This is a genomic window from Arthrobacter sp. JSM 101049, from assembly GCF_041679245.1.
Taxonomy (GTDB): domain Bacteria; phylum Actinomycetota; class Actinomycetes; order Actinomycetales; family Micrococcaceae; genus Arthrobacter_H.
Genome location: NZ_JBGFFC010000001.1, coordinates 542,668 through 569,339, shown reverse-complemented (window position 1 = coordinate 569,339; position 26,672 = coordinate 542,668). Strand labels below are relative to the sequence as shown.

Sequence of the window (26,672 nt, the reverse complement as noted above, 5' to 3'; positions counted from 1 at the left end):
AGTCCCCTACACGCTGAGGGGGCATCGGCCGGCTGCCGGGCCGCCGTCGTCGAACGAGGTTCCCAGGGCGCGGAGCACGCCGCGGGACTTCGTGGCGACCTCGTCCCATTCCGTGGCCGGATCCGAATCCGAGGTGATCGCCCCGCCAAGGCCGAGGCTAAGGCTCCAGCCCGCGCCCTGTTCGTCGGCCCGGGTTCCCGCGTTCCCCGATCCGGGCGGTGTTCCATGCTGCGCAACCAGCGTGCGGATCACGACGGCCAGGTCGGCGGCGCCGGTATGGGAAAAATAGCCCGCTGCCCCCGAATAGACCCCGCGCGGGCGGCCCTGCTCGAGACGGTCCAGGATCGCCATGGTCGAGATCTTCGGGGCGCCGGTCATCGACCCGGGCGGGAACGCGGCGGCGACGGCCTCGGAGCGCGAGGCATCGGGCAGCAGCCGCGCCTCGATGGTCGAGACCAGCTGGTGCACCGTCGCGTAGCTTTCCACCGCGCACAGGCGCGGGACCCGCAAGGTGGCGGGATCGGTGAAGCGGGAGAGGTCGTTGCGCAGCAGGTCCACGATCATGATGTTCTCCGCCCGGTCCTTCGCGGCGGTGGCCAGGTCGCGGGCCAGCTCCGCGTCCTCGGCCGGGTCGGTGGAGCGCGGGCGGGTGCCCTTGATCGGCTCGGCGCGCAGCAGGCCCGCGGCGTCGATCGAGAGGAAGCGCTCGGGGGAGGAGCTCGCGACGATGGTGCCCGCCCAGCGGATGTAGTGGGCGAAGGGGGCAGGACTGGAGGCCCTCAGGCACTGGTAGGCAGTCCACGGGTCGAACCCCGCGCCAGCCCCTGCGGTGGCGGGGACGTCTGCGCGCAGCACGGTGGTCAGGCAGACCTCGTAGCTGTTGCCCTCGGTGATCTCCTGCTGCGCGGAGCGGATCTTGGCCAGGTAGCCCGTGCGGGAATCCGCAGGGGCGAAGGAGGGCGGGCTGCCCCCGGCTGCCGCGTCGGACGCCCCGGCTGCCGCGTCGGACGCCTCGGCTCCCGGGACCGCAACGCTGCCGGTGGCGGAGCCGATCAGGCGGGCTGTGGCCTCGAGCCAGGAGTGCGCGTCGGGGGCCGCCAGGGCCAGCAGCCACGCCTCGGACCGGAGATGGTCGAGCACGACGGCGCGCCCGGGGTGCAGCAGCGCGGCATCCGGGGTGGGGCTGGAGGCGTTCGGCACGCCGCCGGATTCGCGACCCAGCTCGTACCCGAGCCACCCGAGCCAGCCCAGGGCGAATCCGGCCTCGTACCCGGAGGGTGCCTCCAGGCGAGCCGGGCCCCAGTTGCGGTCCAGCCAGGTGAAGAACGGGCCGCCCAGGCGGGTCACGGCGCAGCCGGTGGTGATCTCGGTGGTCCCGTCCCGGTGCTCGATGCGCCAGGCGGCGGACCCGCCGTCGTCCGCGAGGATGCTGAAGCGGTTGCGCGTGGTGCCGGGCAAGGCCGCGTTCGAGGAATCCAGCAGGACCGCGTGGTCCCCGGGGCAGAGCCGTTCGAACAGGTCCGGCGCGCTCGCCAGGCGGGGCACTGCCAGGCGCCGGGAGAGCAGTGCCGGTGTGGCGGCGGCCTGGATCTCGGGGCGCAGCGCCTGTTGCAGCCCGGGCAGCTGGGCCAGGGCGCGCAGGGCATCGGCGGGGGCACTGCCGTCGGCGGGGTTGAACACCAGGACGTCGGCGGCCGACGGGACGGGGTCCGCCTCGAGCCAGGCGGTTTCCTGCGCCGCCCAGCGGTCCCAGTGCGGGGCAAAGGTGTCGCCGTCGCGCGCGAGGGCGCGCCGTCGTCGTGCCGTGTCCTCCACCTCGACCCAGACCACGGCATCCAGGTACCTGCGGGCCTCGCGGCACCCGGCACCGACGCCCTCGACGAGCACGATGTCGGCCGCGGCGGTGGTGCGGCGCTCGCCATCGGTGTCGTGGACCCAGTCCCAGGACGTCCAGCGTGCGTCCTCGCCCCAGTGCAGGGACTCCAGCACCTCGGCCACGTAGCGTTCCCGGCCCGCGGCGAGGCCGTCCCACCCGGTGTAGACGTCCTCGAGGTGGAACAACGAGACGCGGCGGTGGGCACGCAAGCTGGTGGCCAGTTCCAGCGCCAAGGTGCTCTTGCCCGCACCGGAGCGGCCGTCGACCGCGATGATGACGGGGGATCTAGGCGCCACGCGTGTCCGCGGTCTGGTTCCTGATGTGCTGGACCAGGCCGGGCAGTGCGGCCGAGATCAGCTGGTAGGTCGTCTCGAAGTCGGCGTCGTCGCCGTACCAGGGGTCGTAGATGCCCTGCCGTGCCGGGGCCTCCTGTGCCGAGTCCGGGTCGAAGGAGCGCAGCATGCGGATCTTGGTGCGGGCGGAGTCCGAGGTGGCCAGCCGCCGCAGGTGGGTGTAGTGGTCGGCGTCCAGGGCCAGCACCAGGTCGACCTCGTCGAAGTCGCCGGCGTCGAACTGCCGGGCCACGTGCGAGGAGGTCTCGATGCCGCGCCGGGTCAGCAGGGCCGCAGCACGGGGATCGATCGGGTTGCCGGTTTCCCAGTCGCTGGTGGCGGCCGAGGTGATGTCCACGTCGGAGATCCCGGCGTCCTGGACGGCTTGACGGAGCAGGTAGGCGGCCATCGGCGACCTGCAGATGTTGCCGGTGCACACGGTGAGGATCCTGAACATGAAGCCAGTCTATGCACGTCCGCGCCCGGAGGGCAGGCTGCGGGGACCTGCGGGGCAGGGGGCCCGCCCGGCCTATTGGTGCATGAACAACAGCAGGGCTGCGACGAAGATGAACAGGGTGCCGAACACCAGGTTCAGGATGCGCTGGCCGCGGGCATTGCGGGTGAACCGGCGGAACCCCTTGGCCGTGGCGGCGAAGAAGAACCACATGACCAGGATGTCCACGGCCACGATCGTGCCGATGAGCACCAGGTACTGCGGCACCAGCGGTTCCAGCGGGCGGATGAACTGCGGGGTGAAGGCCAGGAAGAAGACGATGGCCTTTGGGTTGAGCAGGTTCACCCAGAGGCCCCGGCGGAACATCGAGGAGGCCGGTTCGTGGGCCCGGACGTCGACCGCTGCCGTATCCGCATCCGGTTTGGCCCGCAGCAGCCCGATGCCGAGGTAGACCAGGTAGGCGGCGCCGAGGTAGCGCACCACGGCGAAGGCCACGGGGGAGTTGGCGACCAGGACGCCGACGCCTGCCGCGACGACCAGCACGTGGACCAGCAGGGCCGCCTGCTGGCCCAGGATCCCCCAGAACGAGCGGCGGAAGCCGGCGTTGAGGGCGTTGTTCATCGTGTTGATGGCCCCGGCGCCGGGCGTGAAGCTGATGAGGAGGCAGGCGCCCAACAGCGAGAGCCATAGCGAAAAGGTCACCCGAGGATTCTAGGGGTGCCAGCACGACGCCGGGACCACCGTGACGTGGTGGGCACGCCGTGCGCCGCGAATGCCGGGCCGCGCCGTTCAGTCCTCGCCGACGCGGGCGATGAGTTCGACGCTGGGCATGATGAAGACCCCGGCCGGGTCGGCGGCCCACTGCCGCCAGCCCGCCGCGATGCCCTGCAGCGCCTGCTGGTCCGCGATGCCGCGTTCGAGCGCCTGCTCGGCGTAGCTGGAGTGCAGGGCCCGCTCGGCCCAGCCCAGCCCGAAGTCGTTGCGGCTGGCTTCGGTCCCGTGGATCCACGTCGAGGCCGAGACCTGCAGGTCGGCGGGGTCGAAGCCGGCAGCCAGCGCCCAGGACAACAGCCGGCGCCCGGCGTTGGGTTCGGCGCCGTTGGAGCGGGAGAGCCGGTCGTAGACCTCCCGCCAGCGGGCCAGTGCCGGGCTCTCCGGGTACCACGACATGGCGGCATAATCGGCCTCGCGCAGGGCGACCAGCCCTCCCGGGGCCGTGACGCGCCGCAGTTCGCGCACCGCGGCCACCGGATCCACCAGGTGGTGCAGCACCTGGTGGGCATGGGCAATGTCGAAGCTGCCGTCGTCGTACTGGAGGTCGTAGATGTTGCCGACCTCGAAGCCGACGTTGACCACGTCCTCGGCGGCGGCGCGGGCGCGGGCGGTGGCGAGCACGTCCTCGGAGCGGTCCACGCCAACGGCACGTCCGCTGCCATCGGGGGCGGCGATCAGACGCGCCAGGTCCAGGGTGATCGAGCCGGGGCCGCATCCGACGTCGAGCAGGCGCTGGCCCGCGGCCAGGTGGGGCAGCAGGTGGGGCGCGGAGTCGGCAGCGGTGCGGACCGCATGCGCGCGGACGACACTCTCGTGGTGGCCGTGGGAGTACACCTCGTTGTCCATTTCCCGATCCTAGGCGCGCGGCGGTTTCCGCGGCAGCTACATGTCGAGATTTTGCGTCGCGCCGTCCACGGCGCGGGCCGCGTCGGCCATGAAACGGGAGATCACGGCGATGTCTGCCTCCGGATAGGCGGCGATGGCCTCGGATAGCGCGCGGGCCAGCGGGGCGAACATGCGCCGGCCCTCCGAGACCGCGTGGTCGGTGACGGCGATGCGCACCACGCGGCGGTCGGTCTCCGAGCGGCGCCGGACCACGTGGCCACTGCGTTCAAGCCGGTTGACCAGGGCCGTGGTGGCCGGCGGGCTCAGATGCAGCTCGCGGCCCAGGGCCGAGGCCGTGGGGGGTTGCCCGGACTGTTCGTGGCGCATGACCACCGAGAGGGCGTTGAGGTCGCTGCGGTGCATCGAGTTGCCCCCGCTGGTGGCGTCCACGAAGCGGTCCGACGCCTGGGTGAATTCCTGCAGCAGCCGGACCAACTGGAAATGCGCCCCGTTGTCCACGGTTGAAGTGTAGCGCCGACAAGATATAATTCCAGCGTGAAACTATTTGGCCATGGAACTAAATCCGAAGCCGAGCCCCGGCACCGTGGCGTGCGCCTGCTGGTCTGCGCGGTGCTGCTCCTGGTGTGGCTCGGCGTCGCCGGGATCGGCGGGCCCACCTTCGGCAAGCTGGACCAGGTGCAGAGCAACGACCAGGCCACGTTCCTGCCGGCCAGCGCCGAGGCCACCCGGGCCCTGGACTGGCAGCAGCGCTTCGACGGCAGCGGTGCCATTCCCGCCGTCGTCGTCCTGGAGGCACCGGACGCCTCGGCCCTGGAGGGCGTCGACCTGAAGTCCCTGGCCGCCGACGTGGCCGACCTGGACGTGGTCCGCGGCGATGTCGCCGGCCCGTTCCCCTCCGAGGACGGCCTGGCCGTCGAGATGATCGTCCCACTCGATGCGGACGTGGACACCGACCAGGCCGTCGACGCGCTGCGCAGCCTGCTGGACGCCGGCGTTCCGGCCGGGGTCACCCCCTACGTCGCCGGCCCGGCCGGCCTGACCGCCGACCTGATCGGGGCCTTCGCCGGCATCGACGGGATCCTGCTGCTGGCCGCTCTCGGCGCCGTGCTGGTGATCCTGCTGCTGGTCTACCGTTCCCTGCTGTTGCCCCTTGCGGTGCTGCTGACGGCCATGTCGGCCCTCTGCGCGGCGATCCTTGCCGTGTTCTGGATGGCCAAGGCCGGGTGGATCGCCCTGGACGGCCAAAGCCAGGGGATCCTGTCCATCCTGGTGATTGGCGCCGCGACGGACTATTCGCTGCTGCTGGTGGCCCGCCATAAGGAGGCCGTCGCCGATGGCGCCGGCCGGCTGGCCGCAGTGGGTGCCGCCCTGCGCGGAGCAGCCGCCCCGATCATCGCTTCGGCGGCCACGGTGACCGCCGGGCTGCTGTGCCTGGTGTTCTCGGACCTGAACTCCAACAAGGCCCTGGGCCCCATCGGCGCCTCCGGCATCGTGTTTTCCGTCCTGGCCGCCCTCACGCTCCTGCCCGCCCTGCTGGGCCTGCTCGGGCGGGCCTCCTACTGGCCGCTGGTCCCCCGGCACCACGACCATGTCCCGGACTCCCCGGTTGAAGGAGCCGGGATCTGGGGACGGACGGCGCGCCTGGTGCGCCGTCACCCGCGGCGCATCTGGATCACCACCGCAGTGGTCCTGCTGGCCGGATGCGCCGGGGTGTCCCAGCTGCAGGCCACCGGTGTGCCGCAAAGCGAACTGGTCCTCGGGCAGACCGAATCCGCCGCCGGGCAGGACGCCCTGGCCCGGCACTTCGACGCCGGGGCGGGGAGCCCGGCAACGCTGATCACTGCCGCGGAGGCGGGCGAGGACATGCTCCAACGGGTCCAGGACGTCGACGGGGTGGCCAGCGCCTACCTGCAGGCCCCCGGCGGGGCGCCCGCAGGGGTCGGTGCCCCTGGGGCCGAGACCCGGCCCCAAGTCGTGGACGGGCGGGTCCTGCTCTCCGTGACGCTCTCCGATCCGGCCGACTCGACCGCCGCGCAGCAGACGGTCGTGGACCTGCGTCAGGCGGCCCATGCCGTGGACCCCGAAGCGCTGGTCGGGGGGCCGAGCGCCGTCGCACTGGACACGAACCTCACGGCCGAGGCCGATCTGGTGAAGATCATCCCGCTGGTCCTGGGGGCGATCCTGGTCATCCTGGTCCTGCTGCTGCGCTCGATCCTCGCCCCGGTCCTGCTGGTGCTCACGACCGTGGTCTCCTACGGCACCGCCATGGGGGTCTCCGCCCTGGTGTTCAACGGGGTCTTCGGTTTCCCCGGGGCCGACCCGTCGGTGCCGCTGTTCGGCTTCGTGTTCCTCGTGGCGCTGGGGGTGGACTACAACATCTTCCTGATGACCCGCGTGCGCGAGGAATCCATGGTCCATGGCACGCGCGAGGGCGTCGTGCGCGGCCTGGCCGTCACGGGTGGGGTCATCAGCTCCGCGGGGATCGTGCTGGCGGCGACCTTTGCGGCCCTGGGCGTCATCCCGATCATGTTCCTGGTCCAGCTCGCCTTCATCGTCTCCTTCGGCGTCCTGCTGGACACGCTGGTGGTCAGGTCGCTGCTGGTTCCGGCGCTGGCGTACGACCTGGGCGAACGGATCTGGTGGCCCTGGAGGCTCCGGACCGTGCCGGCCGACGGCGCGGGGCTCCAGAGCAGCCCGCAGGGCCGGGATGCGGCCCAGCCGTGACCTCCGGCACACAATGGGGACGGCGGCGCGGCCACTGCTAGACTGAATGGCAGTGGCTCCACGCCTTCCGGCCCCCGGCCGGACGCATGCGGGCCCTGCGTCGACAGATGTGAACCTTTTCCCGCCGCCCCGGGCATCCACTGGATGCGGTACCGGCAGCAGCGGCGGAAGGCCCCTCGCCCCCGGGCGATCGGTGGAGCACCCCATCCAGGGTGTCCAGGCCATCCTCTTCTTCGGCGACCTGCGCGCCGAACCCGGTTGCGCACAGCAACGACCGAAAGCAGCCCGTGAGCGTTTCCTTTACTTCCCTCGGCGTGCCCGCACGCCTGGCTGACGTCCTGTCCGCCCAGGGAATCGACACCGCCTTCCCCATCCAGGAAGCCACCCTCCCCTCCACGCTGGCCGGCAAGGACGTGCTCGGCCGCGGCCAGACCGGCTCCGGCAAGACCCTGGCCTTCTCCCTTCCGCTGGTGGCCCGACTGGCCGCCGAGCCCAAGCCCCGCAAGGCGCGCTTCCCGCGCGCCTTGATCATGGCGCCCACCCGTGAGCTGGCCACGCAGATCAGCCGCGTGGTCATCCCGCTGGCCCAGGGCGCGGACCTGCGCACCGCCGTCGTCTTCGGCGGCGTTTCCCAGGTCCGCCAGGAGAAGGAACTGAACTCCGGCGTCGACATCCTCATCGCCTGCCCCGGCCGACTCGAGGACCTGCTGCGCCAGAAGGTCGCCGACCTCTCCCGCGTGGAGGTCTCCGTGCTCGACGAGGCGGACCACATGGCCGACCTCGGGTTCCTGCCCGTGGTCAAGCGCATCCTGGACCAGACCCCGCGCGGCATCCAGCACATGCTTTTCTCCGCCACCCTGGACAACGGCGTCGACAAGCTCGTCCAGCGCTACCTGGACCACCCGGTCGTGCACTCGGTGGACGCCCCGCAGGCGGCAGTGGACACCATGGACCACCACGTGTTCATGGTCGACGCCGATTCCAAGAAGGAACTGGTGCTCGAATTGGCCTCCGGCACGGGACGTCGCATCATGTTCATGCGCACCAAGCACCACGCCAAGAAGATGGCCGTCTGGCTGTCCAAGTCGGGTGTCCCGGCCGTGGACCTGCACGGCAACCTGAGCCAGAACGCCCGGGACCGCAACCTGGCCGCGTTCCAGGGTGGAGACGCCCAGGTCCTGGTGGCCACGGACGTTGCCGCCCGCGGCGTCCACGTCGACGGCGTCGAGCTGGTCGTGCACATCGACCCGCCCTCCGAGCACAAGGCCTACCTGCACCGCTCCGGTCGCACCGCCCGCGCCGGTTCCTCCGGCACGGTCGTCACCATCGCCACCCCCGACCAGCAGGGCGACGTGAAGTCCCTGATGCGCGCCGCCGGCATCAAGGTCCCGTTCGAGAAGGTCACTCCGCAGGCCGCCGCCGTGGTCGCCGTGCGCGGCGCAAAGGCCGAGCATGTCGCCTACGTGGCGCCCCAGGCCCATGCGACGCAGCGGACCAAGACCCTGGCAGATTCGGACGCCGCGGGCGGACGGGGCCGCCGGCGTGGTGGCCGCGGCAATGCCCGCGCCGCCCGCCCTGCCGCCGAGTCCCCGGCGACCGGCACCGAGTCCCGCGGCGGCCGCGGAGGGCGAAAGCGCCCCGAGCCCGCCGCGCGCACGGCAGCTGCCGGCCGTCCCGCTGCTGCCGAGCGCGGTGAGCGCGGTGGCGCCCAGCGTTCCGTGCGTGCCGGCGGACGGGCCGGGGGCCAGCGCACGGCCGCAGGCCAGCGCACCGCCGGCGGCCGCAGCCGCGCCGGGCAGCGCCAGGCCGGCGCACGTCCCGAGGGTCGCGGCGAGACCGGCCGCTCGTACACCTCGGCCCGCCCGGCCTCGACGGGCAACCGCGGCGGCAACACGATCGGCGATGCCATCGGCGCGAAGACGCAGGAGGCGCTCGGTGCCGGAGGACGCCCCGGCCGGGGCCGCGGCAGCCGGCGGGCCGGCGCCCCGCAGTCCAACCACAAGGGCTAGCGGAGCCAGGTCCCGGCGAACGCCCGGACCGCCACGGCCAGAGGCGCCGTTCCCCCTCCCGGAGAGGGGGGAACGGCGCCTTTTCCGTGCCCGGATCCTGCCCGGGCCCTGGGACAAAAACCAAACTTGAGCGCACTGCACTCAAGTTCGAGTTGACATCAAAACGAGCCTGAGTAGACTTGAGTGCAGAACGCTCAACCTCCCGGGTTGGGCGGAGAACCCCAGCATTTCCCACCGGAAAGAAGGATGCATCATGTCCCGTGCCGTAGGTATCGACCTCGGAACCACCAACTCGGTCGTCTCCGTTCTGGAAGGCGGCGAGCCCACCGTCATCGCCAACGCCGAAGGCGCGCGCACCACGCCGTCCGTGGTGGCCTTCTCCAAGTCCGGCGAGGTCCTGGTCGGCGAAATCGCCAAGCGCCAGGCCGTCAACAACATCGACCGGACGATCGCCTCCGTCAAGCGCCACATGGGCACCGACTGGAGCACCACGATCGACGACAAGAAGTACACCGCGCAGGAGATCTCCGCGCGGACCCTGATGAAGCTCAAGCACGACGCCGAGTCGTACCTGGGCGAAAAGGTCACCGACGCGGTCATCACCGTCCCGGCCTACTTCAACGACGCCGAGCGCCAGGCCACCAAGGAGGCCGGCGAGATCTCGGGCCTGAACGTGCTGCGCATCGTCAACGAGCCGACCGCCGCCGCACTGGCCTACGGCCTGGACAAGGGCAAGGAAGACGAGCTCATCCTCGTGTTCGACCTCGGTGGCGGCACCTTCGACGTCTCGCTGCTCGAAGTCGGCAAGGACGAGGACGACTTCTCCACCATCCAGGTCCGCTCCACCGCCGGCGACAACCGCCTCGGCGGCGACGACTGGGACCAGCGCATCGTCGACTGGCTGCTGGCCCAGGCCAAGTCCAAGGGCGCCGACCTGTCCAAGGACAAGATCGCCCTGCAGCGCCTGAAGGAAGCAGCCGAGCAGGCCAAGAAGGAACTCTCCAGCGCGACCAGCACCAACATCTCGCTGCAGTACCTCTCGGTCACCGCCGACGGCCCCGTCCACCTGGACGAGCACCTCTCCCGCGCCAAGTTCCAGGACCTGACCAAGGACCTGCTCGAGCGCACCCGCAAGCCGTTCAACGATGTCATCAAGGAAGCCGGCGTCAAGGTTTCCGACATCGCCCACGTCATCCTCGTCGGCGGCTCCACCCGCATGCCGGCCGTGGCCGACCTGGTCAAGGAACTGGCCGGCAAGGAAGCCAACAAGGGCGTGAACCCGGACGAGGTCGTCGCCGTCGGCGCCGCCCTGCAGGCCGGCGTCCTGAAGGGCGAGCGCAAGGACGTCCTGCTGATCGACGTGACCCCGCTGTCGCTGGGCATCGAGACCAAGGGCGGGGTGATGACCAAGCTCATCGAGCGCAACACGGCCATCCCGACCAAGCGGTCCGAGACCTTCACCACGGCGGACGACAACCAGCCGTCCGTGTCGATCCAGGTCTTCCAGGGCGAACGCGAGTTCACCCGCGACAACAAGCCGCTGGGCACCTTCGAGCTGACCGGCATCGCCCCGGCCCCGCGCGGCGTGCCGCAGGTCGAGGTCACCTTCGACATCGACGCCAACGGCATCGTCCACGTCTCCGCCAAGGACAAGGGCACCGGAACCGAGCAGTCGATGACCATCACCGGCGGCACCTCGCTGGCCAAGGAGGACATCGAGCGCATGGTCCAGGAGGCCGAGGAGCACGCTGCCGAGGACAAGGCACGCCGTGAGGCCGCCGAGACCCGCAACGCCGCCGAGCAGACCGCGTACTCCGTGGACAAGCTCATCAAGGACAACGAGGACAAGCTGCCCGAGGAGGTCAAGACCGAGGTCCAGGCCGACGTCGACGCCCTCAAGACGGCCCTCGAAGGCCAGGACAACGACGACGAGGTGAAGGCCGCCTACGAGAAGCTGCAGGCGTCCCAGACCAAGCTCGGCGAGGCCATCTACGCCCAGGCCCAGGCCGACGGCGCAGCCGGGGAAGCCGGTGGCGAATCCGCCGGCACCGACGCCCCGGAAGAGGACATCGTCGACGCCGAGGTCGTCGACGAAGACGACGAGAAGAAGTAAGGCGGTTCGATTCCGATGCCACACCACGGCAACGAAGAAGAGCACGGCGAGGAGCCGGTGCGCTTCACGGACAAGCGCAAGGTCGATCCCGAGACGGGTGAGGTGCGCGCTGCCGCAGGGCAGGAGGACGTGACCGCAGCCCAGGAGGGCGCCGAGTCCGAGGACGCGCTGGCCCAGGCCGAGCAGATCCTCAACGAGGCCGGCCAGCAGGAGCCGCCCGCCGCGGCGACCGACGTCGAGGCGGAACTGCGCAACGACCTGCTGCGCCTGCAGGCCGAGTACGTCAACTACCGCAAGCGCGTCGAACGCGACCGCGAAGCGGTACGCGACCTGGCCGTGCAGTCGGTGCTGTCCAGCCTGCTGCCGGTGCTCGACGACCTGGACGCCGCGCGCCAGCACGGCGACCTCGCGGACGGGCCGTTCGCGGCCGTGGCGAAGAAGTTCGACGCCATCCTCGCCGGCCACGGCCTCACGCGCATCGAGGAGACCGGGGTCGCCTTCGACCCCACCATCCACGAGGCACTGATGCAGCAGCCCAGCAGCGAGGTCCCCGAGGACCACGTGGCGCAGGTCCTGCGCATCGGCTACCAGAAGGGCGAACGCGTCATCCGCGCAGCCCAGGTGGTCGTTTCCACCGGCGAATAGCGCCACCCCTCCCCGGCCGCCCCACCCCGTGGGGCGGCCGGGGACCCCTTAAGCCCGAGAACCAACCAGAAACAGGAGGCGCCCGATGGCCAGTCAGGATTGGGTCAACAAGGATTTCTACGCCATCCTCGGCGTCTCCAAGGATGCCAGCGACGCCGACATCAAGAAGTCCTACCGCAAGCTGGCGCGCAAGTACCACCCGGACACCAACCCGGGCGACGCCAGCGCCGAGCAGAAGTTCAAGGACATCACCGAGGCCAACTCCGTGCTGTCTGACCCGGAGGAGCGCGAGCAGTACGACGCCATCCGCGCCATGGGTTCCGGTGCCCGCTTCTCCGCAGGAGGCGCCGGGGGACCGGCCGGCGGCGGAGCCGGCTTCGACGACATCTTCGGCAACCTGTTCAACACCGGTGGCGCGCGCCGCGGCGGCGGCGGCTTCCCCGGGGGCAGCCAGGTCCCGCCCGAATTCGCCGACCTGTTCGGCGGTGGCGGCGGTGGATTCGGCGGCTTCCAGCAGACCCCGCAGAAGGGGGCCGACCGCACCGCCTCGACCACGATCTCCTTCGCCGGATCCATCCGCGGCACCACCATCGGCCTGCGCGAACCGGACGGTGAGGTCATCGACGTGCGGATCCCCGCGGGCATCCGCGACGGCCAAAGCGTGCGCGTGCGCGGCAAGGGCCAGCGCGGCCCGGCCGGCAACGGGGACCTGATGGTCAAGGTAGCGGTCAAGCCCCACGCCTTCTTCCACCGCGAGGGGAACAACATCCGCATCCACCTGCCCGTCGGCTTCGCCGAGGCCGCCCTGGGCGCGACCCTTGAGGTCCCGACCCTGACCGGGGAGACCGTGAAGATGAAGGTCCCGGCCGGGACCTCCTCCGGGCGCACCCTGCGCCTGAAGGGCCGAGGCGTGAAGACGTCCAAGGCAACCGGCGACCTGCTGGTGACCATCGACGTCGTCGTGCCCCAGAAGCTCGGCGCCGAGGCGCAGGAAGCCGTCAAGGCCTTCGCCGCGGCCACCACCGACGCCGACCCGCGCGCCGGGATCGCCGCGCAGGCGGTACTCTAGCGCCGACGGGCCCGGATGGGGCAGCGGCGGACGACGGACAGACCACGAGGAGGCACGCACATGTCGGAGGGCAAGGCACTGGCCATCAACGACCGGTTCATCCCGGTCTTCGTGATCTCCGTGGCCGCCGAGCTGGCGGACATGCACCCGCAGACGCTGCGCCAGTACGACCGGATGGGGCTCGTCTCCCCGTCCCGGCAGCGCGGCAAGCAGCGCCGCTATTCGAAGCACGACGTCGAATTGCTGCGCGAGGTGCAGCGCCTCTCCAAGGACGGGGTCTCCCTCGAGGGCATCCGCCGGGTCCTGGAGCTGGAAAACCAGGTGGCCGCCCTGCGCTCCCGCGTGGCCGAGCTCAACCAGGAGCTCGAGGAAGTCAACCGCCGAGCCTCGGACCTGCACCGCGTCTTCGCCGCCGGCGCCGGGGCAGGGGACGTGGTCACCCTCTCCCGGGGCGAGCGCCCCCGCGCCCGCAGCCAGGCCGTCGTCATCTGGCGTCCGCAGGACTAGGACGCTGGCCGTGCCGTCGACCCCGGCCAGCGTGGCCGACCTCATCGCCCGGGCCGAGCGGGGGTTCGAGGTCGCCACGCGCCGCCGCGATGCGCTCGACCAGCCGCGCAAGGCGGCCATCGACGGCGTCGCCCACGCGCTGGCACCGACCTCCATGGACCGGGCCATCCCGCCGCGGCGGCTGCTCTTCCTGGACCTCGACGGGCCCGAGCCGCTGGCTGCGGTCGTCCTGGGCGACCCCGACACCGCCAGCCACCTGACCTGGCAGGTCTCCGGGGCCGGCATCCGCCCCGGCACCGCCATGTGGGGAACCGCCCGCGAGGTCGGGGAACTGCTGCTCGAACAACGGCGTGCCGGGGCCCCGGCCCCGGCGGTCATCGCCTGGCGGGGCTACCCGGCGCCCGGATTGCTGCGGGCCATCTTCAACCGCACCGCGCGCACCGCCGTCGAACGCCTCACCCACGACATCCGCCGCATCGCGGACCTCCTGCCCGCCGGCGTCCACACCGCCCTCGAGGCCCACTCCTACGGAGCCACCCTGGCCGCCCACGCCCTGGCCCGGCTGGCCACCGAACCCGCCCGCCCCGGAAGGCGCCCGCCACGGATCCAGGCCTTCGCGACCACCGGATCGGCCGGCATCCCCACACACCTGCTCACCGCACCGGAAGGCCTCGGGGTCCCGGCCGGCCACTGCTTCGAGGCCGTCGCCCGGGCCGACCTGCTGGCCCGCTGCGGCCGCCTGCTCAGCGGGCGCACCACGGTGGCCGGCCTGCCCTTCGCCGTCGACGGCCATCCGGAATCGGGCCTGCACGCCGTCACCGGGCACAACACCTCCCGCTACCTCCCCGGGGCCACCCATGCCGACTACGGCTACCGCGACCCCGGCACGCTCTCGCTGCACAACCTCGCCCGGATCCTCATCGGCGCACCGCCGGCTTGGACGTAGCATGTGTCCATGAGCGAGGACAGCATGGCGCTGGCGGACTTCGGCCGGCGCGGCGAACGGTGGATCCTGACCTACACGATCGACCTGCCCGTGAACCGCTGGGACGCCTGGATCGCCATCACCAGCCGCGACGGGCTCGGCCAGTGGTTCCCCGCCACGATCGTGGGGGAGTGGACCACCGGACGCCCCCTGCGCTTCACTGTCGGCGCGGACCCCGACGGCGAACCCATGGCGGGCCGCGTCGTGGACGTCGAGGCCGGGGCGCTGCTCGCCTTCACCTGGGCCACCGACTCGCTGCGGATGGCCCTGACCCAGTACGACGCCGGGACCCGGCTGGTGTTCGCCGCCTCCCTGGACAGCCAGGGCCGCGGCGCCCGCGAGGGGGCGGGCTGGCATGTCTGTCTGGCCGCCTTGCGCGAATCGGTGGGCGGCTACGTCGAGGACGCCGACCTCGACTGGCAGGCCCTGTTCGACAGGTATTCCCGCCGGTTCGGGCCCGAGGCGGCCACCGTCCTGCCGCCCGCGTCCCGGCCGTGACCGGCCCCCATCAGCCGGCCTCGGGCTCGCGGCGGTAGGCCAGGTCGAAGACCAGCCGTCCGGCCGCCAGCGCCTTGCCCTCGAAACTGGTGCGGATCCGGCCCTCGTAGCGCGGGGCCCAGCCGCCGAGCTCGTCCGTGAAGCCGGGGTCGGGCTCGTGGCCCTCCAGGCCGCCGCGGCGGACCCGGGTCAACGGCGACTCAGCGCCGGCGCGTTCCCCGGCGTGCAAGGTGCTGAAATCGGGGCTGGCATCGAGGATGGCGCGCATCTGCTCCGCGTAGTCGGACCAGTCGGTGGCCAGCCGCCAGGTCCCGCCCGGGGCCAGGACCCGTGCTGCCTTGGGCAGGAAGGACTCCTTGATGAGCCGGCGCTTGTGGTGGCGGGTCTTGTGCCAGGGGTCGGAGAAGAAGATCCACAGCTCGTCGACGGATCCGGGTTCGAGCATGACGTCCAGGACCTCGGGCGCATTGGCCTGCACCGCCCGGACATTGGTCAGGCCCTTGGCATCGATCCGGGCCATGAGCTGTGCCAGGCCCGGCAGGTAGACCTCCACGGCCAGGAAATTGCGTTCGGGATGGGCCTCGGCGGCCGACGCAATGGCCTCGCCCAGGCCGGTGCCGATCTCCACGGTCAGGGGCGCCGTGCGGCCGAAGGCCTCGTCGGCGTCGAAGCGGAAGCCGGCGTGGACCGAGGTGTCGGCGTGGTGCCGCGGGACCTGGATGACGTAGTCGCCGGACAGCCGGTCCCAGGAGTCCTTGCGCTTGCCGTGCAGGCGGGAGCCGCGGCGGACGAAGGACACCGGATCGGTGCGGTAGTAGCTCAGGTCGTCGACGGCCCGGCCGCTGACCGGGGGCTTGGGCGCTGCGGAATCACTCATTGGACCAACGTTAGCGGCCGGGTGCGTCGCGGCGCTATTTGCCAGCGGCTCCGTGGGTGTAGGCCACCTGGGCCTCGGGGTCCATCGGGGCCAGGAGCTCGGAGACGGTGACGAAATGGTAGCCGCGGCCCCCCAGCCCGGCGAGGATCCGCGGCAGGGACTCCGCGGTGCCGGCAGAGCCGTGCAGGAGCACGATCGCCCCCGGGTGGGCCCGGCGCAGGACCGCATCCACGACGAGGTCCGGATCGTGGTGGACCCAGTCCAGCGGATCGACGTCCCACAGGGCCACCGGCGTGTGGGCCAGCCGGTTGACCTCCGGGCTGGTCGCGCCATAGGGCGGGCGCATCAGCGTGGAGGACGCACCGGTGGCCGCGGCGATGGCGTCGTCGGTCCGGCCCAGCTCGCGGCGTGCCTGTTCGGCGGGCATCGAGGTCAACGCGCGGTGCGACCAGCCGTGATTGCCGATCTCATGGCCCGCGGCAACGGCCTGCCGCAGCTCGGCGCCGTAGCGGCCGATCTGGGGGCCGACGACGAAGAACGTGGCCAGCGCGTCGTGCTCCTCGAGGATGGACAGGAGCCGCCCGGTCTCGGGGCCGGGACCGTCCTCGAAGGTCAGGGCGATGCATTTCACGTGCCCGCAGTCCGGGGACCGGCGTGCCGACGGCACAGTGCCGGCGACGGGGGGACCGGCTGCGTCCTGCCGGGCCGTCTCCTGCGCCGGCCCGGCGGACGAGGCCGCGCCGGCGGGGTCCATTCCCGCCGCGCGCACGGCGAGTCCGCGGTCGCTGAGCAAGGGCAGCAGGGCGGCCGAACCGACCCGCGCCACCACCGGTGATGCCGCGGCCGGGGCGACGGAACCGTCGTCGAATTCGACCAGCGCATTGCCGGCGGCGTCGAAGTTCACCGAGTCCAGCAGCACGGGATCCGGATCGGCCGCCCGGTCCGGGAAGACGTCGGGATCCACCGCCAGGTCATCGGCAACCAGGGCGCCGAACGCCGACCAGTCCCGGTCCGAGGCGAAGAGGTCCCGCGTGTCCAGGGTGTTCCGGTCCTCGCGGTCGTACCACAGCGTCCGGTAGGCCGAAGAACCGGAGGAATCCCGGACGGCATAGGCGGTTTGCCTGATCCCGACCATCCGCGCGGAGCGGGCCGTCACGGCCGAGGAGATGTTCAATTCCGACGGCGGGGCGCTCGCGGAATCCCGCTCCCGGAGGGCCCGGAAGGCGGCGATCTCCTGGTCCACCGCCTGCTCCTGGCCCCGTCCGAAGGCGGGCTCATCCTCCAGGGTGAACCAACGGGCATGGATGTGGTGGTGCTCGTCGACCCTGCTGCGCGTCCCCGACCCCTCGAGCAGGCCAAGGCCCGGGGCCGCGGCCAGGCCGGTCCCGTCACCGATCGGCGCCGGCGTGCCCGCTGCGGTGAGGGGGCGGGGAAGGGACGCTCCCGGTGAGACGGCGCATCCGGCCAGGGCCGCGGCCACCAATGCGGCCCCGAGGCACAGGCGGGAGGAACGCGGCCGGGAGATCATGGCTCCCATCTTCCCGCGTGGAGGCTACCGGCCGGTACCAGAACGCGTCCGCACCGGGCATCGTTAGCAAAACTTAAGCTCCGGTCGGCAGGATTTCAGGGACTTCCCCGATGGCGGTCCGATTCCCCGCGGGGCAGACTGGAACCATGAGCGGACCCGTGAACCTGATCCTGAACGTCATCTGGCTGGTCTTCGGCGGCCTCTGGCTGGCCCTGGGCTACCTGTTGGCCGGAATCGTGTGCTGCCTGCTGATCGTGACCATCCCCTTCGGGTTGGCCTCGTTCCGCATCGCCAGCTACGCGTTGTGGCCCTTCGGGCGGACCATCGTCGACCGCGGCGGACGGGCCGGCTTCTTCTCCACGATCGGCAACGTCATCTGGATTGTCGTGGCAGGCCTCTGGATCGCCATCGGCCACGTCGTGACCGCAATTCCGATGTTCGTGAGCATCATCGGCATCCCGCTGGGCATCGCCAACCTCAAGCTCATCCCGGTATCCCTGGTGCCCCTGGGCAAGGTCATCGTCCCCTCGGGAGCGCACCTGCCCATGGGACCCGCCGCCTGACCGGTCCCCGGCGGCGCGGGGCGTCTCCAGTGGTGGGGGGCCGCCGTCGACGCCGTGTGGACCTGGTGGCCCCACCCGGCAACCGGGATCCGGGGCGGCCAGGCCCCGGAACCAGGAAGGTTCCCCCTGCAGGACATCGTCAATCGCCTGTGGTTCGATGGCTGTGGCCCCGAAGCAGCCCGCTCCTACACGGGGATTTTCCCGGACTCCCGCCTGCTGGGCCAATCCCCGGGGCCCGATCCCGAGGTGCCGGGTCGTCCAACGCGTCACTGCGGCGTTCAGGCCCCTGAAGACGATCGACCTGGCCGTGCTGGAGGCTGCGGCCGTCGGCTGGTTCCCGGCTATCTCAGGTAGGACGCCACCAGCACGAGCATCGACAGGGCGAGCATGCCCAGGCAGTTCAGCCAGAATTCCCGCCGGAGGAATCGCGCCCGGAGGTGGGCAACGGCCGCGGTGAGGAAGTAGCAGACGACGCCGGCGTTCGCCGCCAGCCCGATGCCTGGGACAACCAGTCCCAGGGCCAGTCCGCCGGCGGCCATCAGCTTCACCACCACCAGGACCCACCACCAGTGCCGGGGAAACGCGACTCCGTCCAGGAAGTCCCTGATGAACCGCGGCGGATGCACGGACATCGCTGCGTCGGCGAGCATCACGACCGCCAACACCAGGGTCGGCCAGGCGGGATCCGGGACCAGCGACATGTCAGCGACCGCTTTCCGCAACGGACAGGGCAGCGGCGCGGATTTTGGCGGGGGCGCTTTCAGGGCCGAAGGCACCGCCGGCCCAGGAGAACAACACGCCCAGGTAGGCGAAATGGATGGTCTCTGCCGCCTGGGCGGCATCGTCCGCCGACAGGCCCGCCTGCTCGAGGACCGCCGTGAACTCGGCCTTGAGCGCGGAGGCCAGTCCGTTCATGGCCGCCGCATCGTGTCCTCCCCGGAAGAGGACCGATCCGTAATGGCGTGCCAGATCCAGGTCCGCTTCGAACAGTTCGAGGAACGGCAGCACCAGTGCCTCGATCCGGCGGGCAGCCTGCTCCGCCGTGAGCCGGGAACCCGCTTCGGCAGATGCCCCACGTCCGGAGTGCACTGCTGCGATCCCCTCGTCAAAAGTCGAGACCAACAACGAGTCCTTGTCCCCGGCGGCCATCACCGTGCCGACGCTGACCCCTGCCTTCTCGGCAATCTGTCGGATGGTCGTGGCCGAGAAGCCGTGCTCCCGAAAGAGCGTCGCCGCGGCACCGACCACCCGCTGCCGGGTGGCCTCTCGCTGGCCCGTCCTCGATTGAACTCGTTCAGTGAACATGTTCATTAAGTTAGCGACCGTGACTCCGCGGCGCAAGGGGCCCGAAAGGGCATTCCGGAATAAAAGGTCGCGAATCAAAGTTGAGTGAAGTAGACTCAAGTTTGAACGAGCCAGTACTGCCAGGAAAGGGACCGCATGGACACCAAATTCACCACCAAGAGCCAGGAAGCACTCTCCGCCGCCGGCATGAATGCCTCCACGGCGGGCAACGCCCAGGTCGAGCCGGCACACCTGCTCAAGGCGCTCATGGACGACCGCGGGTCCCTGGCGGTGGAACTGCTCAAGAAGGCCGGCGTCGACCCCGACGCCGTTTCCGTCGCGGCCAGCAACGCGATCCGCGCGCTCCCGGCTTCGTCGGGCAGCACCGTCGCGCAGGCCCAGTACTCCCGGCCCTTCCTGCAGGTCATCAATTCCGCCACCCAGGCCGCCGGTGAATTGGGGTTCGCCCGGGTCTCGGCCGAGCACCTGCTGCTCGGACTGGCCGCGGATGCCGGCAAGGCCGGCGAGATCCTGCGCGGTGCCGGTGCCTCCGAGAAGGCCCTGAAGGCGGCCGTGGAAGGACTGCGCGGGGACAACGCGCGGGACACCGAGAACCCCGAGAGCACCTTCGAGGCGCTGGAGAAGTTCGGGACGGACCTGACCGAGATCGCCCGCTCGGGCAAGCTCGACCCGGTGATCGGCCGCGATGCCGAAATCCGGCGCGTCGTGCAGGTCCTCTCCCGCCGCACCAAGAACAACCCGGTGCTCATCGGAGATCCCGGCGTGGGCAAGACCGCCGTCGTCGAGGGCCTGGCCCAGCGGATGGTCGCCGGCGACGTCCCCGAGTCGCTGCGGGGCAAGACCCTGATCGCCCTGGACTTGGGGTCGATGATCGCCGGGGCGAAATACCGCGGCGAGTTCGAGGAACGCCTCAAGGCCGTGCTCGAGGAGATCCGCAACTCCGACGGGCAGATCGTCACGTTCATCGACGAGATCCACACCGTGGTGGGCGCAGGGGCGTCCGAGGGGGCCATGGACGCGGGCAACATGCTCAAGCCCATGCTGGCCCGCGGCGAATTGCGCCTCATCGGTGCCACGACGCTGGACGAATACCGGCAGGACATCGAGAAGGACCCGGCCCTGGAACGGCGCTTCGCCCAGGTGTACGTCGGGGAGCCGAGCGTGGAGGACACCATCGGGATCCTGCGCGGGCTCAAGGAACGCTACGAGGCACACCACAAGGTCGAGATCGCCGACTCGGCCCTCGTGGCCGCGGCCACCCTCTCGAACCGCTACATCTCGGGCCGGCAGCTGCCGGACAAGGCCATCGACCTCGTCGACGAGGCCGCCTCCCGGCTGCGCATGGAGATCGACTCGGCACCCGAGGAGATCGACGAGCTGCGCCGCGTCGTGGACCGGATGACCATGGAGGAGCTCGCGCTCAAGGGCGAAAACGACCCCGCCTCCCGCGACCGGCTCGAGGCGCTGCAGGCCGACATGGCCGACCGCCGGGAACGGCTCGATGCCCTCAATGCCCGGTGGGAGGCCGAAAAGGCGGGCCTGAACCGCGTGGGCGATCTCAAGGTCCAGCTTGATGAGCTGCGCTCCCGTGCCGAGCGCCTGCAACGCGACGGCGACCTGGAGAAGGCCTCGCGGCTGCTCTACGGGGAGATCCCCCAACTCCAGCGCCAGCTCGACAACGCCCAGGCGGCGGAGGCGGAAGGGGACGGCCAGCGCGAGTCGATGGTCTCCGAGGAGGTCACGGCCGACGACATCGCCGAGGTGATCTCGGCCTGGACGGGCATCCCGGCCGGCCGCATGCTCCAGGGCGAGAGCCAGAAGCTGCTCGAGATGGAATCGCGGCTCGGCGCCCGGTTGATCGGGCAGCAGGCGGCCGTGACGGCCGTCTCGGATGCGGTGCGCCGGTCCCGGGCCGGGATCTCCGACCCTGACCGGCCCACGGGATCGTTCCTGTTCCTGGGGCCGACCGGTGTCGGCAAGACCGAGCTGGCCAAGGCCCTGGCCGACTTCCTGTTCGACGACGAACGCGCCATGGTGCGCATCGACATGTCCGAATACGCGGAGAAGCATTCCGTGGCCCGGCTCGTCGGCGCCCCTCCCGGGTACGTCGGCTACGAGGAAGGCGGACAGCTGACCGAGGCCGTGCGCCGTCGCCCGTATTCGGTCGTCCTGCTCGACGAGGTGGAGAAGGCACACCCCGAGGTCTTCGACATCCTGCTACAGGTCCTCGACGACGGCCGGCTGACCGACGGGCAGGGACGCACTGTGGACTTCCGCAACGTCATCCTGGTCCTGACCTCCAACCTGGGGTCCCAGTTCCTGGTCGATCCCTCGCTGGAGGAGGCCGCGAAGAAGGAAGCGGTGATGAACGTGGTCAACGCCTCGTTCAAGCCGGAGTTCCTGAACCGGCTCGACGACGTCATCCTCTTTGACGCGCTCTCGCTCGACGAACTCGGCCACATCGTGGAGATCCAAGTCGCCGCGCTGGCCCGCCGGCTCTCCGACCGCCGGCTGACCCTGCAGGTCAGCGACGCCGCCCGCGAGTGGCTGGCCCTGACCGGCTACGATCCCGCCTACGGGGCCCGGCCGCTGCGCCGGCTGGTCCAACGCGAGATCGGCGACCGGCTCGCACGGGCCGTGCTCTCCGGCGCAATCGCCGACGGGGACACCGTCGAGGTAGATGTCCAGGCCGACGAGGGCGGGTTGTCGGTGACACGGAGCGGAACACCGGCCCAGTCCGGCTGAGGTTAGGCGTGGGAAGTCGGCAGGAGCGAGGTCGTCGTCGTGCCCTCCTCCAGGGCCAGGAAGCAGGCGACGGTGCGGTCCCCGGCCTCCCACGTTCCCGCCGAGGGGCGGCTGAACGCGTAGTTCCACGCGCCCTGCAGCGCGGTCCCGGGGTCCAGGGTGATGGCCCGGCAGGCCTCTTCGGCCTTCGAGGTCACCCGTGGATCCCCGGGGTAGGGCACGTCGTCGAGTGTCTCGAGGCCGATCAGCTGCGCCGTGTGCGGGGTCGAACAGGTGACGATCGTCGCCGGTTCGAGCGGTGAGGTGAACTCGGCCAGGCAGTCGCCGACCTCGAACTGTGTCGGGGGAGCCCCCTCGGCGATGATCCCGTCGATGCCGGGCGAGGGATTCCGCGGCACGGGAGCCACCGCAGCGGGGTCCGGTCGCGTGGCTTGGATCAGGCGGGTGATGCCGAAGACCAGGATCAGGATGATCCCGATGGCCCCGATCGCCAGCCAGATCGGGGCGATCCCGAAGCGGTGCGCATTCTGCGTCTGGGCCGGGCGTGGAGGCTGGTAGGACGGCGGTCGCCGTTCGCTGTGCTCCTGCACGGTCGCTCCATTCGGGGTCAGTGCGGCGATGTGGGTAGTGACACCCACTCTAGCGGCCGCATCGGGCCCTGCAGAGACGGCGTCGGGGGTCGAAACATGTTAACCTTGGAATACGAAAGAAACAGCCACATTCTCCGGGGCCTTCCTCTTGGATTGAGGGACCACCTCCGGATCTAGCGAAAAAGGGGGTCACGCCATGGGGCGCGGCCGTCAGAAGGCAAAAGCGACACGGCAGGCCAGGGATATCAAGTACTATTCCCCGGCCACCGACTTGTCTGCCCTGCAACAGGAGCTGGGTGGTGGGCGTAGCCATGCCACCCGGACGTCCTCACCTGCCGAAGACTCCAGCGACGCGGACTACGCGGACTATGGGGATCGGTATTCCAGTGATGACGACGACGGCGAATCCCGCCGACTAGGCTGACCACCGCGCCACGATGGCGCGGGGGCGATGATTTCCACCCGAAGCGGTGCCGAGGCGCCGGGCGACCCCCAAGGGCCGCCCGCGCTTTTTATCGTGCCCGGAAACGAGGATGACATGGATCTCCCCATCGCCAACGCCCACCGGGCGGCCATCCGTTCCATCGAGCGCATCGTGGCCGAAACGGCGCCACCCCAGGACCCCGTTACGGCCCGGGACGGCATCGCCGCCATGCTCGCGCGGGGATCCGTCCTCGCGTTGACCGGGGCGGGCATCTCCACCGATTCGGGGATCCCCGACTACCGCGGGCCCCGCGGCTCGTTGCGGTCCCATCGGCCGATGACCTATCAGGAATTCAAGCATGATCCCGCCGCCCGGCAACGGTATTGGGCGCGCAGCTTCGTCGGCTGGCGGCGCATGGCCATCGCGGAACCGAACGAGGGGCACCAGCTGGTGGCCGCGCTGCAAGGCACCGGCGCCATCCACGGCGTGGTCACGCAGAACGTGGACGGACTGCACCGTCGTGCCGGATCACCGGATGTGGTGACCCTGCATGGCGATCTGGACGAGGTGAAGTGCCTCAACTGTGGTTTCGTGGAATCACGGCCCGGCCTGGACCACCGCCTAGCCGCGGCCAATCCCGGGTACCTCGAGCGCGTCGTCGTGGATCCCGATGCCGTGAACCCCGACGGCGATGTCACCCTGTCGGACGCGCAGATCGCCGACTTCACGATGGTCGGCTGCCTCTCCTGCGGCAGTGTCGAGCTCAAGCCCGACGTGGTCTACTTCGGGGAGAACGTGCCGGCCGAGCGCAAGGAGGCGGTGCGCCGCCTCGAAGCGGCATCCACCGGCCTGCTGGTCATCGGCTCCAGCCTGGCCGTCATGAGCGGCTACAAGCTGGTGCTCAACGCCGTGGCCAACGGCCGGCAGGTCGCCATCATCAATGGCGGGCCCAGCCGGGGCGATGCCAAGGCGCACTGGCGGTGGCGCACCCGGGTGACGCCGGCACTGCGGGAGCTCGCCGGGGTAGTGCCTGCCCCCTGAACGGCAACGGCCGCTGGTTCCCCGGGGGAACCAGCGGCCATCAGGACCGGGAGCGCCGTCAGCCGGCGTAGGAGCCGCGCATGAGGACGGCCCCGCCGTCGACTCCCTTTGCGCCCTGGACGAAGTCGGCGCCGCTGGCGGCCGCGTTGTCGGTGATGGCCCCGACGGTACCGGCAACCCAGGCCGGCACCCCGCGCTCGTTCAACCGGGAGACGGCATTCTGCGCGGCATCCCCGTCGACGATCGCGATCATGCCCACGCCGAGGTTCAGCGTGCGCTCGAGGTCCGCCAGCGGGACGCCCCCGAGTTCGCCGACCAGCGAGAAGATCGCCGGCAGGGACCAGGTCGAGCGGTCCACGGTGGCCATCAGGCCCTGCGGCAGCACCCGGGCCAGGTTGGCCGCCAGGCCGCCACCGGTGACGTGGCTGAAGCCGTGCAGCACCGAGGCGCCGCCGGCGTTGAGGTGGTCCATGAGATCCAGGCAATCCGCGGTGTAGATGCGGGTGGGGACCAGCAGTTCCTCGCCGAGGGTGCGCCCGAGTTCGGAGACCTCGCGGTCCAGGGCCCACCCGGCGTGGTTGATGACCCGGCGGACCAGTGAGTAGCCGTTGGAGTGGATGCCGGAGGAGGCCATGGCGATGACGACGTCGCCCGAGCGGACGCGTTCGGGACCGAGCAGGGCATCGGCCTCCACGACGCCGGTGGCGGCGCCGGCGACATCGTATTCGTGCTCGCCCAGCAGGCCCGGGTGCTCGGCGGTTTCCCCGCCGACCAGGGCCGTGCCCGCCATCGAGCAGCCTTCGGCGATGCCGCGCACGATGTCGGCGATGCGCTCGGGGACGACCTTGCCGCAGGCGATGTAGTCGGTCATGAACAACGGCTTGGCGCCGACCACGACGATGTCGTCCACGACCATGCCGACCAGGTCCTGGCCGATGGTGTGGTGGATGTCCATGGCCTGGGCGATGGCGACCTTGGTCCCGACGCCGTCGGTGGAAGTGGCCAGCAGCGGCTTCTGGTAGGAGACCAGGGCGCTGGCATCGAACAGGCCGGCAAACCCGCCGACCCCGCCGAGGACGGAGTCGTTGTGGGTGGCCTTGATGGCGTCCTTCATGAGCTCGACGGCGCGGTCGCCCGCTTCGACGTCGACGCCCGCTGAGGCGTAGGTGATGCCGGCGGATTCCGGCTGGGAGGATGTCATGCGGATGGCGTCCTTACTTCGAACTCGGGGTCTTGTCGGCAGGGGTCAGGGAGCCTTCGAATTCCTCATCCGGGCCCGGGTCGCAGCCGTCGCTGCCGGCGTTGGGCCGCTCGAGCAGGTTCTTGCCCAGCCGGTCCCGCCGGGGCAGTTCGATCGGGTAGCTCCCCGTGAAGCAGGCGGTGCACAGGCGCTCGCGCGGCTGCTGTGTCGAGGAGATCATGCCGTCCTCGGAGATGTAGGCCAGTGAATCCGCGCCCACCGAGGTGGTGATCTCCTCGATCGTCGCCCCGTTGGCGATCAGCTCCGCCCGGGAGGCGAAGTCGATCCCGTAGAAGCACGGCCACTTGATGGGCGGGGAGGAGATCTTCACGTGGATCTCGGCGGCGCCGGCTTCGCGCAGCATGCGCACGACGGCACGCTGGGTGTTGCCGCGCACGATCGAGTCGTCGACGACGATGACGCGCTTGCCGCGGATGACCGGCTCGAGCGCATTGAGCTTGAGCTTGATGCCCAGCTGGCGCAGGGTCTGCGAGGGCTGGATGAAGGTGCGCCCGACGTAGGCGTTCTTCACGAATCCGTGCGCGAAGGGGATGCCCGATTCCTCGGCGAAGCCGATGGCCGCGGGGGTCCCGGACTCGGGCACGGGGATGACGATGTCGGCGTCGGCGCCGTTCTCGCGCGCCAGCTGGCGGCCCATCTCCACGCGGGACTCGTAGACCGAGCGGCCGTTGATGGCCGCGTCCGGGCGGGCGAGGTAGACGTACTCGAAGACGCAGTGCGCCGGGGTCGCCGCGGCGAACTGCTGCGAGCGGATGCCCTCCTCGTCGATGGCGATGAACTCGCCCGGCTGGATCTCGCGGATGAAGCTGGCACCGACGGTGGCCAGGCCGGACTGCTCGGAGGCCACGACCCAGCCGCGCTCCAGCCGGCCCAGGACCAGTGGACGCACCCCGTGGGGGTCGCGGGCTGCATACAGCGTGCCCTCGGTCATGAAGACGAAGCTGAAGGCGCCCTTGAGCTTGGGCAGCAGCTCCAGGGCCGTCTGCTCGAAACCCGTTCCCTCCTGGCCGCGCAGCAGGGCGGTGACCAGTGCGGTGTCGGTGGTGTTCCCCTGGGCCAGTTCGCCCCGGAACTTGGAGCCCTGGTCGGCCACGACCATGTCCATCAGCTCGGCGGAGTTGATCAGGTTGCCGTTGTGGGCCAGGGCGACCGTGCCCTCCGCGGTGGCACCGAGGGTGGGCTGGGCGTTGGCCCAGTTGCTGGCCCCGGTGGTCGAGTAGCGGCAATGGCCCACGGCGATGTGGCCGGTCATCGAGTTCAGCGTGTTCTCGTCGAACACCTGGGAGACCAGGCCCATGTCCTTGTAGACGTTGATCCGCTGGCCGTCGGAAGTGGCGATGCCCGCCGATTCCTGGCCGCGGTGCTGGATGGCGTAGAGGCCGTAGTAGGCCAGCTTGGCGACCTCCTCGCCGGGGGCCCAGACCCCGAAGACCCCGCATTCGTCCTGCGGGCCCTTTTCTCCGGCCAATAGATCATGTGAAAGCATTCCGTCACCGCGCACCATGG

The 26,672-nt window shown here is 70.6% G+C and carries 24 protein-coding genes; 12 read left to right on the top strand and 12 right to left on the bottom strand.

Going from position 1 to position 26,672, the window contains the following annotated elements; all coding sequences use genetic code 11:
* Positions 1-6: 6 nt before the first annotated feature.
* The 5 genes from AB8M85_RS02680 to AB8M85_RS02660 all read right to left on the bottom strand — a co-directional run bounded on the left by AB8M85_RS02680 (position 7) and on the right by AB8M85_RS02660 (position 4,780).
* Entirely contained in the window at positions 7-2,172 is a 2,166-nt protein-coding gene (locus AB8M85_RS02680) for a chorismate-binding protein (protein ID WP_372697218.1), read from the bottom strand.
* On the bottom strand, positions 2,162-2,665 hold the full coding sequence (locus tag AB8M85_RS02675) for a low molecular weight protein-tyrosine-phosphatase (RefSeq protein ID WP_372697217.1): 504 nt from the start codon (positions 2,663-2,665) through the stop codon (positions 2,162-2,164). The genes AB8M85_RS02680 and AB8M85_RS02675 overlap by 11 nt, the downstream gene beginning before the upstream one ends.
* 72 nt (positions 2,666-2,737) lie before the next feature.
* On the bottom strand, positions 2,738-3,364 hold the full coding sequence (locus AB8M85_RS02670; RefSeq protein WP_372697216.1) for a LysE family transporter: 627 nt from the start codon (positions 3,362-3,364) through the stop codon (positions 2,738-2,740).
* An 87-nt stretch (positions 3,365-3,451) separates the two neighbouring features.
* Positions 3,452-4,282, bottom strand: a complete 831-nt coding sequence (locus AB8M85_RS02665) for a methyltransferase domain-containing protein (RefSeq protein WP_372697215.1) — start codon at positions 4,280-4,282, stop codon at positions 3,452-3,454.
* Positions 4,283-4,318: 36 nt separating this feature from the next.
* Positions 4,319-4,780 carry a MarR family winged helix-turn-helix transcriptional regulator gene (locus AB8M85_RS02660; protein WP_372697214.1) on the bottom strand — a complete coding sequence of 154 codons (462 nt, stop codon included), beginning with the start codon at positions 4,778-4,780 and terminating at the stop codon, positions 4,319-4,321.
* A gap of 36 nt (positions 4,781-4,816) precedes the next feature.
* Between AB8M85_RS02660 and AB8M85_RS02655 the strand changes: the two genes are divergently transcribed.
* The 8 genes from AB8M85_RS02655 (at position 4,817) to AB8M85_RS02620 (ending at position 14,832) form a co-directional block, all read left to right on the top strand.
* Positions 4,817-7,006 (top strand): MMPL family transporter, encoded by a 2,190-nt coding sequence (locus AB8M85_RS02655; protein WP_372697213.1) that lies wholly within the window; start codon positions 4,817-4,819, stop codon positions 7,004-7,006.
* Positions 7,007-7,293: 287 nt separating this feature from the next.
* Positions 7,294-9,015: a DEAD/DEAH box helicase gene (locus AB8M85_RS02650; RefSeq protein WP_372697212.1), complete on the top strand. Its 1,722-nt coding sequence runs from the start codon at positions 7,294-7,296 to the stop codon at positions 9,013-9,015.
* Positions 9,016-9,268: 253 nt separating this feature from the next.
* Positions 9,269-11,128 carry a molecular chaperone DnaK gene (dnaK, locus tag AB8M85_RS02645; protein WP_372697211.1) on the top strand — a complete coding sequence of 620 codons (1,860 nt, stop codon included), beginning with the start codon at positions 9,269-9,271 and terminating at the stop codon, positions 11,126-11,128.
* A gap of 15 nt (positions 11,129-11,143) precedes the next feature.
* Positions 11,144-11,773 carry a nucleotide exchange factor GrpE gene (gene grpE / locus AB8M85_RS02640; protein WP_372697210.1) on the top strand — a complete coding sequence of 210 codons (630 nt, stop codon included), beginning with the start codon at positions 11,144-11,146 and terminating at the stop codon, positions 11,771-11,773.
* Positions 11,774-11,858: 85 nt separating this feature from the next.
* Positions 11,859-12,842 (top strand): DnaJ C-terminal domain-containing protein, encoded by a 984-nt coding sequence (locus AB8M85_RS02635; protein WP_372697209.1) that lies wholly within the window; start codon positions 11,859-11,861, stop codon positions 12,840-12,842.
* A 60-nt stretch (positions 12,843-12,902) separates the two neighbouring features.
* The gene (locus tag AB8M85_RS02630) at positions 12,903-13,349 is read left to right on the top strand and encodes a heat shock protein transcriptional repressor HspR (protein ID WP_372697208.1); all 447 of its coding nucleotides are present in this window, start codon (positions 12,903-12,905) and stop codon (positions 13,347-13,349) included.
* A 10-nt stretch (positions 13,350-13,359) separates the two neighbouring features.
* On the top strand, positions 13,360-14,295 hold the full coding sequence (locus AB8M85_RS02625; protein WP_372697207.1) for an alpha/beta hydrolase: 936 nt from the start codon (positions 13,360-13,362) through the stop codon (positions 14,293-14,295).
* 9 nt (positions 14,296-14,304) lie between these two features.
* Entirely contained in the window at positions 14,305-14,832 is a 528-nt protein-coding gene (locus tag AB8M85_RS02620; protein ID WP_372697206.1) for an SRPBCC domain-containing protein, read from the top strand.
* A gap of 10 nt (positions 14,833-14,842) precedes the next feature.
* Here AB8M85_RS02620 and trmB read toward each other — a convergent pair whose 3' ends face one another.
* Both trmB and AB8M85_RS02610 read right to left on the bottom strand, forming a co-directional pair.
* On the bottom strand, positions 14,843-15,709 hold the full coding sequence (trmB, locus tag AB8M85_RS02615) for a tRNA (guanosine(46)-N7)-methyltransferase TrmB (RefSeq protein WP_372697205.1): 867 nt from the start codon (positions 15,707-15,709) through the stop codon (positions 14,843-14,845).
* Positions 15,710-15,743: 34 nt separating this feature from the next.
* Positions 15,744-17,237, bottom strand: a complete 1,494-nt coding sequence (locus AB8M85_RS02610) for a polysaccharide deacetylase family protein (protein ID WP_372697204.1) — start codon at positions 17,235-17,237, stop codon at positions 15,744-15,746.
* A gap of 146 nt (positions 17,238-17,383) precedes the next feature.
* On the opposite strand from AB8M85_RS02610, the gene AB8M85_RS02605 reads away from it, so the two are divergent.
* On the top strand, positions 17,384-17,800 hold the full coding sequence (locus AB8M85_RS02605; protein ID WP_372697203.1) for a YccF domain-containing protein: 417 nt from the start codon (positions 17,384-17,386) through the stop codon (positions 17,798-17,800).
* 341 nt (positions 17,801-18,141) lie between these two features.
* On the opposite strand, the gene AB8M85_RS02600 is transcribed toward AB8M85_RS02605, so the two are convergent.
* The gene (locus tag AB8M85_RS02600; protein ID WP_372697202.1) at positions 18,142-18,501 is read right to left on the bottom strand and encodes a DoxX family protein; all 360 of its coding nucleotides are present in this window, start codon (positions 18,499-18,501) and stop codon (positions 18,142-18,144) included.
* A gap of 1 nt (position 18,502) precedes the next feature.
* Complete coding sequence (locus AB8M85_RS02595) at positions 18,503-19,105, bottom strand: TetR/AcrR family transcriptional regulator (RefSeq protein WP_372697201.1); 603 nt, start codon at positions 19,103-19,105, stop codon at positions 18,503-18,505.
* A gap of 135 nt (positions 19,106-19,240) precedes the next feature.
* Here AB8M85_RS02595 and clpB point away from each other — a divergent pair, with 135 nt between their 5' ends.
* Positions 19,241-21,850 (top strand): ATP-dependent chaperone ClpB, encoded by a 2,610-nt coding sequence (gene clpB, locus AB8M85_RS02590; protein WP_372697200.1) that lies wholly within the window; start codon positions 19,241-19,243, stop codon positions 21,848-21,850.
* Positions 21,851-21,852: 2 nt separating this feature from the next.
* On the opposite strand, the gene AB8M85_RS02585 is transcribed toward clpB, so the two are convergent.
* On the bottom strand, positions 21,853-22,440 hold the full coding sequence (locus tag AB8M85_RS02585; RefSeq protein ID WP_372697199.1) for a septum formation family protein: 588 nt from the start codon (positions 22,438-22,440) through the stop codon (positions 21,853-21,855).
* Between the two features lie 196 nt (positions 22,441-22,636).
* Here AB8M85_RS02585 and AB8M85_RS02580 point away from each other — a divergent pair, with 196 nt between their 5' ends.
* Both AB8M85_RS02580 and AB8M85_RS02575 read left to right on the top strand, forming a co-directional pair.
* Positions 22,637-22,864 (top strand): DUF3073 domain-containing protein, encoded by a 228-nt coding sequence (locus AB8M85_RS02580; RefSeq protein WP_372697198.1) that lies wholly within the window; start codon positions 22,637-22,639, stop codon positions 22,862-22,864.
* A gap of 114 nt (positions 22,865-22,978) precedes the next feature.
* The gene (locus AB8M85_RS02575; RefSeq protein ID WP_372697197.1) at positions 22,979-23,905 is read left to right on the top strand and encodes a Sir2 family NAD-dependent protein deacetylase; all 927 of its coding nucleotides are present in this window, start codon (positions 22,979-22,981) and stop codon (positions 23,903-23,905) included.
* A gap of 58 nt (positions 23,906-23,963) precedes the next feature.
* Here AB8M85_RS02575 and purM read toward each other — a convergent pair whose 3' ends face one another.
* Positions 23,964-25,106: a phosphoribosylformylglycinamidine cyclo-ligase gene (purM, locus tag AB8M85_RS02570; RefSeq protein ID WP_372697196.1), complete on the bottom strand. Its 1,143-nt coding sequence runs from the start codon at positions 25,104-25,106 to the stop codon at positions 23,964-23,966.
* Positions 25,107-25,119: 13 nt separating this feature from the next.
* Positions 25,120-26,670, bottom strand: coding sequence for an amidophosphoribosyltransferase (gene purF, locus AB8M85_RS02565; protein WP_372697195.1), 1,551 nt, complete (start codon positions 26,668-26,670; stop codon positions 25,120-25,122).
* Positions 26,671-26,672: the final 2 nt, after the last annotated feature.

What these genes read in the sequence shown, in the direction of transcription:
- AB8M85_RS02675 (WP_372697217.1), bottom strand. Translation starts at nt 2,665, where the DNA reads ATGTTCAGGATCCTCACCGTGTGCACCGGCAACATCTGCAGGTCGCCG.
- AB8M85_RS02665 (WP_372697215.1), bottom strand. Translation starts at nt 4,282, where the DNA reads ATGGACAACGAGGTGTACTCCCACGGCCACCACGAGAGTGTCGTCCGC.
- dnaK (WP_372697211.1), top strand. Translation starts at nt 9,269, where the DNA reads ATGTCCCGTGCCGTAGGTATCGACCTCGGAACCACCAACTCGGTCGTC.
- grpE (WP_372697210.1), top strand. Translation starts at nt 11,144, where the DNA reads ATGCCACACCACGGCAACGAAGAAGAGCACGGCGAGGAGCCGGTGCGC.
- AB8M85_RS02635 (WP_372697209.1), top strand. Translation starts at nt 11,859, where the DNA reads ATGGCCAGTCAGGATTGGGTCAACAAGGATTTCTACGCCATCCTCGGC.
- AB8M85_RS02630 (WP_372697208.1), top strand. Translation starts at nt 12,903, where the DNA reads ATGTCGGAGGGCAAGGCACTGGCCATCAACGACCGGTTCATCCCGGTC.
- AB8M85_RS02620 (WP_372697206.1), top strand. Translation starts at nt 14,305, where the DNA reads ATGAGCGAGGACAGCATGGCGCTGGCGGACTTCGGCCGGCGCGGCGAA.
- trmB (WP_372697205.1), bottom strand. Translation starts at nt 15,709, where the DNA reads ATGAGTGATTCCGCAGCGCCCAAGCCCCCGGTCAGCGGCCGGGCCGTC.
- AB8M85_RS02610 (WP_372697204.1), bottom strand. Translation starts at nt 17,237, where the DNA reads ATGATCTCCCGGCCGCGTTCCTCCCGCCTGTGCCTCGGGGCCGCATTG.
- AB8M85_RS02605 (WP_372697203.1), top strand. Translation starts at nt 17,384, where the DNA reads ATGAGCGGACCCGTGAACCTGATCCTGAACGTCATCTGGCTGGTCTTC.
- AB8M85_RS02600 (WP_372697202.1), bottom strand. Translation starts at nt 18,501, where the DNA reads ATGTCGCTGGTCCCGGATCCCGCCTGGCCGACCCTGGTGTTGGCGGTC.
- AB8M85_RS02595 (WP_372697201.1), bottom strand. Translation starts at nt 19,105, where the DNA reads ATGTTCACTGAACGAGTTCAATCGAGGACGGGCCAGCGAGAGGCCACC.
- clpB (WP_372697200.1), top strand. Translation starts at nt 19,241, where the DNA reads ATGGACACCAAATTCACCACCAAGAGCCAGGAAGCACTCTCCGCCGCC.
- AB8M85_RS02580 (WP_372697198.1), top strand. Translation starts at nt 22,637, where the DNA reads ATGGGGCGCGGCCGTCAGAAGGCAAAAGCGACACGGCAGGCCAGGGAT.
- AB8M85_RS02575 (WP_372697197.1), top strand. Translation starts at nt 22,979, where the DNA reads ATGGATCTCCCCATCGCCAACGCCCACCGGGCGGCCATCCGTTCCATC.
- purM (WP_372697196.1), bottom strand. Translation starts at nt 25,106, where the DNA reads ATGACATCCTCCCAGCCGGAATCCGCCGGCATCACCTACGCCTCAGCG.
- purF (WP_372697195.1), bottom strand. Translation starts at nt 26,670, where the DNA reads ATGGTGCGCGGTGACGGAATGCTTTCACATGATCTATTGGCCGGAGAA.